This is a genomic window from Bradyrhizobium sp. USDA 3262, assembly GCF_054060035.1.
In genome coordinates, this window is the sequence record NZ_JBSSCT010000001.1 from 1,535,706 (window position 1) to 1,547,866 (window position 12,161).

At 56.4% G+C, this 12,161-nt stretch carries 9 protein-coding genes; 1 reads left to right on the forward strand and 8 read right to left on the reverse strand.

Features of this window, described 5'->3' with window-relative positions; all coding sequences use genetic code 11:
- Positions 1-110: 110 nt before the first annotated feature.
- From ACVWYP_RS07130 to ACVWYP_RS07145, 4 genes are all read right to left on the reverse strand, one after another.
- Positions 111-3,230, reverse strand: a complete 3,120-nt coding sequence (locus tag ACVWYP_RS07130; protein WP_453945739.1) for a TIR domain-containing protein — start codon at positions 3,228-3,230, stop codon at positions 111-113.
- 563 nt (positions 3,231-3,793) lie between these two features.
- Positions 3,794-4,690: a plasmid partitioning protein RepB C-terminal domain-containing protein gene (locus ACVWYP_RS07135; RefSeq protein WP_456684009.1), complete on the reverse strand. Its 897-nt coding sequence runs from the start codon at positions 4,688-4,690 to the stop codon at positions 3,794-3,796.
- A 3-nt stretch (positions 4,691-4,693) separates the two neighbouring features.
- Positions 4,694-5,572 (reverse strand): ParB/RepB/Spo0J family partition protein, encoded by an 879-nt coding sequence (locus ACVWYP_RS07140; protein ID WP_453945735.1) that lies wholly within the window; start codon positions 5,570-5,572, stop codon positions 4,694-4,696.
- Entirely contained in the window at positions 5,550-7,145 is a 1,596-nt protein-coding gene (locus ACVWYP_RS07145; RefSeq protein WP_453945733.1) for a recombinase family protein, read from the reverse strand. The genes ACVWYP_RS07140 and ACVWYP_RS07145 overlap by 23 nt, the downstream gene beginning before the upstream one ends.
- 75 nt (positions 7,146-7,220) lie before the next feature.
- Here ACVWYP_RS07145 and ACVWYP_RS07150 point away from each other — a divergent pair, with 75 nt between their 5' ends.
- Positions 7,221-7,589: a hypothetical protein gene (locus ACVWYP_RS07150; RefSeq protein WP_453945731.1), complete on the forward strand. Its 369-nt coding sequence runs from the start codon at positions 7,221-7,223 to the stop codon at positions 7,587-7,589.
- Positions 7,590-7,828: 239 nt separating this feature from the next.
- Here the strand turns inward: ACVWYP_RS07150 and ACVWYP_RS07155 are convergent, their stop codons facing one another.
- From ACVWYP_RS07155 to ACVWYP_RS07170, 4 genes are all read right to left on the reverse strand, one after another.
- Entirely contained in the window at positions 7,829-8,839 is a 1,011-nt protein-coding gene (locus ACVWYP_RS07155; RefSeq protein ID WP_453945729.1) for a hypothetical protein, read from the reverse strand.
- Positions 8,840-8,874: 35 nt separating this feature from the next.
- A complete protein-coding gene (locus ACVWYP_RS07160; RefSeq protein WP_453945727.1) occupies positions 8,875-9,675 on the reverse strand; it encodes a toll/interleukin-1 receptor domain-containing protein in 801 nt (266 codons plus the stop codon).
- Positions 9,676-10,929: 1,254 nt separating this feature from the next.
- Positions 10,930-11,064, reverse strand: coding sequence for a hypothetical protein (locus ACVWYP_RS07165; protein WP_259245075.1), 135 nt, complete (start codon positions 11,062-11,064; stop codon positions 10,930-10,932).
- Positions 11,065-11,671: 607 nt separating this feature from the next.
- On the reverse strand, positions 11,672-11,899 hold the full coding sequence (locus ACVWYP_RS07170; protein ID WP_028341578.1) for a hypothetical protein: 228 nt from the start codon (positions 11,897-11,899) through the stop codon (positions 11,672-11,674).
- Positions 11,900-12,161: the final 262 nt, after the last annotated feature.

Consider the following 12,161-nt stretch of genomic DNA (forward strand, 5'->3'; position numbering starts at 1 on the left):
TCCTTTTGGCATTATCGGTCATCGCAATCAAAGTGGTCTAAGTAGATGCTCACCAATTAAGATCGATGCCGCACAACGTTCGAATCAAGAGTACGGTTCAGCGCCGAGCGCTAGTTCAATGACCAGACGTCGATATTCCCAGTCTGCCGGACGGCATAAAGCAGTCGCCCATCGGACGAAAAAACATGGTCCGCGTAGCCGCCAACTTTTCTGGCTTTGACGCTTGTGCCGAATCCCTTCGTCAAATCGGCAACCAGCTCGCCGGAAGAGGCCTCGATGAGGTCGGCTCGAGTTGCAACCCCCTCGAACTCAAAATCAGCACCTCCTGCTGGGGCGGCGAGAAGATACTTACCATGGGGTTGAAATTCGAGGCGCGTCGGGTCGACCATGTATTCTCGGTGCTCGCGAATCGTTGCTCCAGTCTTAGCGTCTATCAGCGCGTAGCCTCCGTTGGGGCGCGCATCGTCGTCGTTTCCGGACAGTGCTGCCGCGATAAGCAGCCTGGTTCCGTCTGAGCTGAAGGTGAAATAATCGGCGTACTGCTGGAATTGGCCCAAGACGGCTATAGTTTCCTGATTTGAAGCTCTGCGCAAAACAGGAGCTTCCGTCGGCTCTTTCGACACCTCACGGTCTCCTGCGGGAGCGGAAAACTTAGTCTTGAAATCCTGTGGCTCTATGCTGACGGCACGCTCAGGATCCTCGCCTTCAAGGGTCAATGTCGGCGGCGCGCCATTCTGTCCCGATGCAATGCGCCACCGCTGCCCGCCCGTCGTCGTTGGAAGCAAAAGGCTAGTTGTATCAATCCAGGAGAGAGCGCCGTCGAACGACCGCGGGCAACTGTCGGGATCCACGTCCGACAACTTGTCAGGATATTGGGGATGCGTCTCCGCCGCCAGGCCCGTTGCTACTTCTATTACGGAAATAGGCTCTCCATGATACGCAAATAGAATCCAGCGGCCTGTCGGGTCGAATTCGAACGTCGGCTTTTCGCCTTCTAATCCGTCTGTCTTGTAAAGAAATCTGGAAAGGAATTCGCCATTGGACCTGTATAGTCCAAGCCCAGTTTTGGTGCGAACTGCCAAGGTATCTGCTTGCGGCGAAAGAGCCAGATCGCGGCATTTATCGTCTTCGCCATGGGGATTGATTGTGGTGAAGTCCGACACCAGCCAGCTTACAAGCTGGCGAGGCGCCAACATTTCGACCTGCTTGCGGCGACCATCTCCTCCGATAATCTCGACTGATCGGGCCCTCGGCTCGATGTCAATTGCTAAGACCGGAGTCTGACCGATGGTCCCCTCGCGCAAAATTACCCCTGAGTCTGGTTGCCCGATAATGTAGTACCCGTTTTCTGTGCCTAAGGCGTAGAGACCTCCGATCTCGTTTTTGGCCGCATATGAGACCGGCATTCGCTGGCCTAGGAGTTCCACCTCCTTGTCGTCACCGTCGAAGACCAGGTAGGTCGCGCCCGACGCAAGTGCGGCCATTACAGAGCGAGATCCTCCGAGGGAGGCTAAACCGGTCACTTCTTCGGACAATTTATGGCGACTGGTTTCGGATTGATCAACGGGATCGAAAAAGACGATCTCCTTGGGATCATCAGACGAGATCACCGCAAAGCGGTGATCGCTAAGCACGACAGCCTTACCAATGTCTGGCATTGTCGGCTTGGACACGACGACCGGGCGAGGCTCGCCTTTTCGATAAAGCGCTAAGGTGTCTTTGCCAGTGACAATGAGGACAGCATCTTGTGCTGCAGAGACCCACAGGATGTCGCGCGCAGTCGCGTGATCCGGCAAGCTTGCGACGTTCTGCGTGCCATCGTCCAGATTGACGAACCAGAGCTCGCCATTCCCAAACAGAACCGGGAGGTGCTTGACGGATTCCCTCTCTTCGCCGGTCGAAATACGTTTGACCCGGCTGCTCTTCTTTGACGAAACAGTTGCCAAGATATGGCCAGTCGTGCTCTCGAAGACCTGAAGGGGGCCATCCTTATTAGTGCCAAAATAGATGAGTCGGTCGCGGTCTGACGCTGCAAACGTCAAGCCATCATCATCTTCGGCTGTCGCAGTCTTCGAAACGATGTCTCCCGTTGCAACGGAACGAAACACAAGGTTGTTGTCGGTCAATGTCGTAAGGACGGTGCCGTCTCGATTGAGGGCAATGTTTGTTGAGTTCACCTGCCCAAAAATCCGCGACACGCGTTTTCCCGACCGGCGGTCGAATACGCCCAGCCAATCGTTCTTAGGGCTTTGTTTTATCGTAGTGATATGTTCGGGCGTAGCCATCCGCCGACCGTCTCCGGAAAACGGTAATGAGGAAGCAAGGCCCGGGTCGAGAGGCATTTCGAACTGAATTGGATCAAGCGGCTCTGAGCCCGCTTGGTAGCTCAATTTGAGCTTCAACTCGCTTGAGGTCTGTCGATTTGACGATGAGGCAAAGCGGTCGACCCAGAGGGGGACGGCATCTAGGACATGCTCTGCCGTACGAAAGCGCTCGGAGGCCTCATGCGCCTTCGCTTCTGCCAAGATGGACGCATAGCTGTTGTCAGCCGCAACTCGCAGCATCGCAAGTGTTCCTGCCGCGACTAGAAAGAATCCAAGCGCTATTGCTGATGCGATAACCTTCCGCTGTCTTAGAACATGACGCCGCACCAGGTCGTCGAGTGATAGGTGGTGTAGGCCCGCAATGAGCCGGAGGCCACCGGACTTGAAGTCGTTCTGCCGCAAGTCGACAAGGAAGGGCTCGTCAATCCTTTCTCTTCCCCGCAATGCGGCAGGCAGGCACTCGGTCTTTGGGTCTTTCGAATTTGCCTCGCCTGCAATGATCAGAGGGTAGACGTCAGCGTGGCGGCCGAGCGACTGAAAATACTTGATCTCATCGTTCACCCACTCAGAGGCAGCAGCATTCGGGCTACAAAGTACAACCAGCTTAGCGGAATTTCGCAAAGCCTCTTTGAGTGCTTCCGAAAGTTGCGGCGCAGCAGCTAGGTCAGTGAGATCTCGAAAAACCGGTCGAATGATTGGCGATAGTCCGGCCGGTGGTGTGACTTGGCGGGCAAGATTGCCCGGTAGCCGATAGTTCTCGAGGAATTTTTGAAGGCGTGTCGCCAGCTTGGCGTCGGCTCGCGAATAGCTGAGGAAGCACCAGTATCGAGGAGCGAACTGCGCGGGATTCTGCGAAGCCGCCTCGGGCGTTGCGTCCGCATTTCCATTGGCAGGAACATCCAACATAATGGCCTCGCCTATGCCATCGGCCACAACTTGCGCAGCGGCTATGCGGAAAGCGATGGGTTTGTAGCGCCAGGTGGGTCGACCAAGAAATCAATCCAGCAGCAGTTCGCGCAATGCGTTGCTTGCCGTGCTGAATCAGCCCCGGCCTCGATGCCAAGCATCGGACAAGCATTGCGATAATTAACGGCGTCGGGTGAATTCACCCCTCAATTTCTAGATCATACGTCACGTACAACCTCTCGTCGAGAGCTTTGTCGGCTGCGCTTCCACTTCTAACGCTTCGGAGCCGCGGTTTCTCGACGTCCGCTGGCGAGGTTCTCCCGGAGCTCGAGCGGGTGGCGGCGACAGGTCTTTCGTAAGTCCGACGTCGGACAGCCTAAACTCCTTGGCGGGCCTCACGATTGGAGTTGTCCAGATGCGGTCGTAGAGTTCTTGGCGGGTTAATTCCTTGTAGTTGCTGATAGCCGGATTCCGAGTGGTGGTCGCTCAGCGGCTGATTTATGTCATAACTTTCAATACGCGAAGGCGGCCAATTTAATTAAAGGGCTGCCGAACGCGGGCTGTCAGGCCGCGGTCGCCTCGGATTCCGTGATCCGCTGGAATTCAAACAGCAGCTCCTGGAAGTGCTTTGCCAGATAGCCAACGACCTTGCCGTTGCGCAGCAGTTTTGAGACGTAGCCGACCGCCAACACCAGATCGAGATGGTCGGTGCCATAGGTCTGTTCGGCGACCTTGAACTCACGGGCAAGCGACGCGGATTCCCGTTCCATCAATGCAACTTGCTCATCGGACAGGCCCTTGGGCTGGCGCGGCGTGTAGCCGACCGCCAATTGACCGCGTGGCGTTGCCACCACCAGCGACCGCACATAGCTGTTCGAGAAATTGTTCATCGCGATCATCAGCTCCGCAGCCTCGATCTGCCTGATCGGCGCGAGTTTGCGCAATTCTGAAAACGTATTGAGGGTCAAATGCTTCTCTTTGAGCAGCTCAACCGCCTCAGCGCAGATGCCGTCCAACAGCTTGCGGCGACGACGGATGCTGGCGACGTCGACATTAAGGGCCTTCGCGATCCGCGCCTCCGAGACGCCCTTCTCGATCGCTTTGAGGATCATTCGATGTTCCTGAATGATCGCAATGCGGTTGACGCGCTTGTTATAGGTGAAGGCCTCGTCTTCGGTCGACACCAGACATTCGATTTCCATCAGGCCGGAATCCTTCAAAACCTCCAATCGCAGGTGACCATCGAGCAGCAGAAATCTGCCACTTGCGTCCCGGCTGCGCGCCACAACCGGCGGCTCGACCAATCCGATTTCGGCGATCGAGGCCGCGATCTGCCGGTACTTTGCCGAGCGCTTGACCTCCTCCGACACCAGCTTGAGGGGCTGGATGTCGGCAAGCCGGACGGCGAGCGTGCGCTCCTCAAAGCTCATCCGTACTGCAATATGAGGTCGGCGCGCCATGGCTCAGCCTTGGCCGTGCAGTCGAACCGCAAGGTTCTTCGGCAGGGTATCGAGCTTTTCACCTTGCAAAAGCGTCAGAAAGTCCGGCTCGGTGAGGAGCTTCCGTAAAGCCTCCAGAATGAAGACCAGCCGCGCCTTTGTGCTGTTGGATTTGCGGACCAAGACGCGCTTACGGTCAACGTCCTGCTTGTAGGCGCGCAGCAGGGCATTCGAGCTGATCGGGGTATCGTCGGTCCGACGTGGGCCGGTCTTGTATCCCTTGCCGCGGCGCCGCCGCTGCTCGATCAATTTCTTGGCCGCAAGCAAGCGCTGGCCGCGCAATAGCTTCTCCTCATATGCGTGTTGCAAGACGTTTTGGACGTCACTGTCTTCGGCCTGGGATATCAAGACGGCGATGCTGACCGGCAATTGCCCGGCCTCGACCGCGCGCAACAATCGCTGCTCGCCACTCTCCAACAAGTTGCTGACACCCCTCACATATTCGACGGTGAGCCCGGTCTTGCGGGCGATGTCATCGAACTCGTAGCCCCGCTGCCGCAGGCCTTCGATGTCGTGCAGCAGGTCAATTGAGCGATGCTGGCGCCGGGCGCAATTCTCGACCAGGCTCATGATCGCGCTGTCTTCATTGGTTGCATTAACGACGATCGCCGGGATCTCGCGCTGCCCGAGTGCCTGATAGGCCTCGAGCCGCCCTTGACCGCAGACGAGGTCGTAGCGCTGCTCGCCATCACCCGCCTTCCTCTTCACCGTGATCGGCCGTTTTAACCCGAGTTCTGCAACACTAGTGACAATCTCTTTGAAGACACGCCGGTTGCGAGCCCGTGGGTTCACCACATCGATCGCGCCGATTGAGACCATCTCAATGGATTGAACCGAGCCCATAGCTGACCTCCATCAATTGCGAACGCGCGGCAAGTTCAAACAGCATGTCCAGCGTATCGAAGCGGTACGCATCCAGCGCCAAGCCATTGTCCTCGGCGAGCGCAGTACTTGAGTGCTCAATCTCGAAGCGCGGCAACAGATAGTAGTCGAGGATTGCGCTGTTCATCTGGTTCATACGAATCGCGACCGTGATATCCGGCCGCAGGCCGGCATCAAATCGAATTTTCCAGCGATATGAGCCGGCCATCGTCTCCTGCGCACGAACCAAACATAGCGAGGCTGTGAATTCGTCGTTGACCGAGAGGAGATCGGTTTCATCGTTCTGCTCGACGGTACCGCCGATCTCTTCGATGCCGCGGATCGTAGTCGCGATCAGCTCGGGATACATCCGCCGCAATGCTCGGTTAATCTCAACATAGCGGTAGTCCCGCTCCGGAGTGAAACCGATCAGTTCATATGCCCGAATAAGGCTCCCGAAGCGGGCACGGTAGGCGCTGCTCGAGGGACCAAACTCTAACTCATCGATGATGATGCCGGACAGGTAACCGTACTTCTCGAGCAAGCCGCGCAGCAGGTCCAGCAATTCTTCATTGGAATAGGTCTTGGCGCGATCGTTGATGATCTTTTGTGCTGCTTGGAAGGTCTCGTCATCGACGATCGTATCGAACGCTTTGTCGTGCCGGATCCAGTGCTCGGGTGGGTTATGGACCCGGTGACCCTTCAGCTTGCAGGAGCAGCGGTTCCAGACGTTGTTGCCGACATATTTTTCATTGATCAGGATCTGGTGCACGGTGGCCCGACTCCAGGGACGGCCGAGATCGGTGGAGATGCCCCTGTCATTGAGATAGGACGCAATTTCGCGCTCACTCTTGGCGTGATGCACGAAACTCTCGTAGATAAATCGAACGGTCTCAATTTCCTCATTGGGGCCAGGAATAAGGATGATTCTATCCGTCTGAATGCTTTTGTGCTCACCGCGCAGCAGCGCCCCTTTGGGTGCGCCGTTCTGATCGATTAATTGTCTCCTTAGTCCGTAGCCAGCTGGTCCGCCTTGACGGTAGCCGAGTTCGATCAATCGTCGCTGCCCAGCAAAAACCTTGACCGAAAGCTCGCGGCTGTATTCGCCGGCCATCGCCCGCTTGACGCCTTTCACGATAGTCGAAACGGGGCTTCCATCATTCTCGAATTGTTCGGCGCAGTAGTGGACCGAGATGCCCGCACGTTTGCAGATGTATTCGTAATAGGCGCTTTCGTCGGCATCCTGAAAGCGGCCCCAGCGACTGACGTCATAAACCAGAATTGTCGAGAAGTCCGCTGCGCCGCTTTGCACATCTTCGATGAGCTGCTTTAGCGCGTCTCGGTCATCTAGATTTAGACCGCTCTTGCCGCTGTCTTCGTAAGTCATCTGTATCTGAAAGCCATGCCGAGCGGCATATTCCCGAATCGCCTGTGATTGGTTGGCGGTTGAGTATTGTTGATGGTCGGTCGACATTCGCACGTATTCTGCCGCTAGCGGCCGCGGTCCGACGCGCGTTGCGGAAGTGGGTAGGTTTGATGATTCGAAGACGGTCATGACTGCCCCACTAACGTCAAGAAGGGGTGATGAGCTGTCCGGGACGACCACACTATATGCATCCCTGGCGGAAAAATGCTTCCTAAAGCGGGCAGATCTCTTCCAGTAGATTATGAGGCGCTGGCCACTGACTATGCGCTGCTGATTGCAGAAGTGCTCCGCTCTGAGCTGGGTGATACCCATCAAGCACTTAAGCTACTCATCCGATGGACCGGAGCCAACGAGCGAACGGCAAAGAACTGGCTAGCGGGCGTTAATGGTCCGAGCGGGGAACACCTGCTAAGTCTCATGAGACATTCAGATGGAATATTTGAATGTGTGGTGAAGGCGTCAGGACGCCGGCTGATTTTGTCCGATAAAAAACTCGTCCAGGTTAGAGAGAGCCTCGAAGCGACAGCGGCACTTCTATCCGATTTAATCGAGCCAGCCGATACCAAGCATTAGGCCGATTCTGGGCAGCATTCGAAGCCGCGAAGCTTTGTCGCGCAGTTGTGCTGCCGGGTGTGCGGCTGGAGAGAGGACGGGCCATGCCCACGTTCCGACTGAAAATCGCGGCGCGGTCCGTGTCATCATCGACGAGCCGTCGGAAGACAGGCACTTCCTTGAAAAACGAGAGTCTCGCACAGCGGCCGCAGCCAAGTCAGCGCGATCGCCAACAGATCAATTCAGTATGTCGCACGGTGTCACTCGGCGAGTTCTTCGGGCTTTCGATTACGTAGAAGCAGTTGAAGGCGGGGCCGAAGCACCTCCAGATTGCTAATCAGGCTTCCAACATACTTGTGGCCTTCCGGTGAAATGGTCTGTGCGAATCCTGCCACGTCAACAGGATGGCCGCGCGCGGCCGCATAGCACAATTCAGCCGATTTAAAGACGGCCTCAATTATGGCCGACGCTTTGGAAAACTCGAAACCGTGGCGACCGGTCAACTCACTTAATGCGTGGGCAAATATCATGTTCTGCCGCATGGGGGCGGGAGGGTGGGAGCTTATTCTTACGCCTTTCAGATCGCACGCCTCTTCGAACATCCGCCAAACTAGGTAGATGGCGAACAGCGAGCTGGCGACAGCTGCAGCACCATTACCATTGATCTCCTCAAATTCCGGATTGATCCAGCTGTCGGCTTTTGCCCTGTGCAACTGCTGCAACACGATCCCACTGATGGCAAATACGTCCGCATCCATTTCCATAGTCTGCGCGTCCAGCTTACTAACCCTTGAGGACGAAGCCATGTTCATTTCGTCTATGGAATTCCGGCCGTACTGCTGTGCGATTAGGAGCGTGTGTCCCTTCCAGATATGCCCGAGTTCGTGCAAAAACACGTAGCGGACTGCGCCGGACCGGATAGCTGGAAGACCTACAGATCTTCGTGAGCGATCCGGATGCAGCCAGGGGACGTCAACATTTGATGCCAAAGCCATCGAACAGAGGTTTTGCGATCTGATCAAAATTCCCAAATTGACGGCAACAACATCCCTTCCATCGACCGTACCCGCAAAGGCGTTGAACTCCCTATCTGCCAGATACCCGGCCGACACGGTGCGAGCCGTTTCTGTGCCGGCCGCCAGATTTGCAACCACTCGCTCGAACCACCGCAGTGTAATCTCTATTTGATCAGCCAGTTCTGGCGGTGGCGTCTCTGCCGGCGTAAGGCGTAGCTGGGATACCAAGGAATTGAAGGTCGGATTGTGCGCCACTTTGCTGTTCCTATTACGCTTAATGCCCGGCGCCTCTACCGTTCAACGTCCTTCACGCCGGAAAGCCACGCCTGTTCTGCGGCTTTGCCGAGATATGGATGATTCTGGCAGAGGCCTTTCAGTAATTGATCAAGCACCTCCTGCCGACGCGCTCTGTCAAGCAGCTCGACACAGCTCAGCGCCAGAGGCACTGCTCCGACTTCGTCCTCCATCCTCGTGTTGAAGACATCGAACCATACGACTTTGATGTCATTATTGGTAAGGCGGCGCGTGAGCAGCTGGCGGAGGTCGCCGAGACGCATGACTCCAAGAAAGTCTTTGCATGCAGTCGGTGGCGGATGTGGCTGCAGACCTGCCACGTTAGGCTTTGCGACTTCTCTTGCCTGCGTCACTTCACTCTCGAAGAAGCCCTCAAGCTGGCGGACGGCCCTGGTAAAATCCTCACGAAAATCGACGTAAAGCAGGCCGCGAAATTCAAAAGGCACCTCGGCGCCTTGGACGAGCAGAGGAACGACCGTAAGCTCTTTTTTGCGCGCCAGTTCAAAAGCAGTGGCGATCTCGCGCTTTACCCAGTCTGATTTCTGGGAGGACTCCGAAATGAAAAGCACATAGTAGTCTGAAGACTTCAGAGCGGTGGCCAGACTGTCAGCTATGTGGCCTCCTATCCGGATGGCTTCTGTATCGAAAAAGAACTCGTAGAAATAATCGATCACGTCCGATGTTCTGAGGGATGACAAAACCCTTTCGACGATTTCCGAGTCCTGGTGACTGTAGCTAATAAATATCTTTTTTGATTTTTCGGGCATGCGGCTCCCCAAGTTACCGAAGTAATTCACGGCGGTTTCCAATGCGCAGTTCGAGAGATTAACAGAAGTTGCCTCGTCCGACTATTGATACGCATGGCTGGATTTTTGGCCGTGGGGTCTCGTAGTTGTTCGCTGGACACAGTTTGCCGATGGTGACGGCGCTACGCGCTGACATCCAAAACGCTCGCTCTCCAGACACCGCGTACGTCTCGAGTACAGCGATCCCTACGACATGTCCGTTCTGGGGTCACAAAGCGACATCCCGGGGGAGGGGGCACGTGTCGGCTTTGCCCTCGGAAGCGGACATCACCGGATTTATGAGTGGTCGCTCCTACAGGCCTGAAGGCGCATTCCTTTAGGGGCAGCAACTGTCCGGGCTGGCGGCTCGGGCTAATTTGCATGGCCTAAGTGATACCGAGAGCCCTGGAGATTCGGATGTTCTCCCCTAGCGAGGGCACCCCAGCCGCAGCAGAAGAGCAAATTTTTTTCTAGATTCTCTCCCTCCGCCATCGCGCGATTTGGCACGCCAAACTACGATTTCGAGCCCTCAATGGCGGCGGAACGCCACCTTTGCAAGCGCTTTGCGCCAGCGCCGTAGGCCTTCGCTTCTCCGAGCGCATTTCGCGAACCTTTACATGCCTCGGCAAGCAACTTGCGTTGTCGTACATGCGAAATCCTCCCTGTACGACCACCTTTCGTGGGATCGTCATGGTGAGGGCTGCGATCTCTAATGTGCCAACACTCCGCCGGGTCGGAAGCGGCACGAACTTCGGGGTTTCGGCAGCGGCTAAGACGGTATCGTGGAGGCGGCCGGATACTCTTCGATCGCTCGGCCGTCAGCCTTTGGTCGCAAAACTATGCAGCCTAGCGGCCATTGCCTCGTCGGCAGCTGAAGCCGGCTTCATCCCTGATCCGGATGTATCGCCTTCTTGTCCGCGCAGTACTTTGCAATAAGAAAGCGGATTCCCTCTTGCGCAGTCTGGTCGGTTACGCAGCTTGAGAGCTTTTGATAATGCTCGATTCTCTTGTCGAGTTCGATGCACTTCTCGCACATGGAGAGTCTCCAGCTAGGAGGCGGAAGCGCCTGTCGTCCTCAGTACCGCCGTCGATGTGCATCAAGGAGAAGCTCAGTGCCGTCAGCGATCGCTTCAACGCCTGACGGCGTTGTGCCGCTCGTGATGACGAAAATGACTTTCCAGGACCGATAGAGGGAATTGATGAGCTACTGCCAGCGCCACTCGCTCGGGATCTTGGAAGCAATCAAGCTAAAGCTTCAACCTCTGCTTACTTCTTCTTTGCAGGACCGAAGTCCGGCTGCCAGCCTGCCTCTTTGCGGCTGGGCGCCGCTGCAATCACCTTTGCTTTTTCCTTCTTCGGTTTCTTGGCTTCGCGATTGCCGCGTTGCTGTCCCTTGGCCATGATGTCTATCTCCAATTGGGGTCTGAGTTCTTCCAGCCCATTCGGCTGCAATAAGCGTCGCGGGCGACGTAACGATGCGGACGCACACGTTGCCCTCGTGCCCAGTTCGCGCAAGGCGCATCACAACGGTCTTGCCGCGACTGCGTCGAAAGTGGCGTTTGCCGTGATAGGTTCTCCCTGTCACCAAGCAGGCGAAGGGAGCCGTGCTAGCCGTTGAGGATGGCCGCAGCACATACGAGAAGCAGAAGAAACAGCGGCACGATTACCGGCGGAACGATCCATTCCGAGGCACGAAAACGCGTCATCGAACGCTCCTGCTAGTCCATTGGCGGGAGCGCACGTGACCCTCAGTCACCGGTCGATGCCGTTGATGATACGGTGATACCAGCCACCCTACGCCTGTGGCTGGCCAATAGCGAGCACTAAAACGCGTGCGACGGTCGCGATGCTAAAGTCAGTGCGCAGCGAAAACTTGGAGCAAACGCGGCGTCGTATAGTCCTGATCGAGCAGTGCGGATTCATCCCGTTGTGCTGCCGCCGTGAAAGTCTTGTATTCGTGGAGCTCTGTCGCTACGCCTAGCAAGAGTACAGCAAAGAAAGCGGTGTCTTAGTTTGATATCAGCCGCTCCGCCATGAGCCATTGATGGACGATCTGCCATTTGTCATCGGCGCCCGACCGAAAATCCAGTAATGTTGGCTCGCGCCTGGCTTTGATCTCGAGGAAAAACCGCCGCGCGTCGCGTGCGCAGGCTTTTCCATCAAGCGGCTGCGTCCCGATCCAGTGGTTCCATTCGCGAACGATCGCCTGCCTCGCTTCGCGATGATGCGACGTCATTTAGCGGGCCTTGTTGGCGGTTTGACGGGAAGCTCGGATTCTCGCGCCAATCGCTCGGCTTTGAGACGCTCGCGGTTGGCCTGGAACGCTTTGTCGGCTTTGGCACGCTCGCTCGGCGCGGCCTCCACTTTTCGGAATATCTTGTTGGCTTCTCGCGCCGCGGCGGTAGAGCCCTGGCGTCCGAAGCCTCGGTCTCTAATCATCCCTGGCACTCGATCCTCCCTAAATTATGAGACAGTCTCGGGAGACACGACTTCGGCTT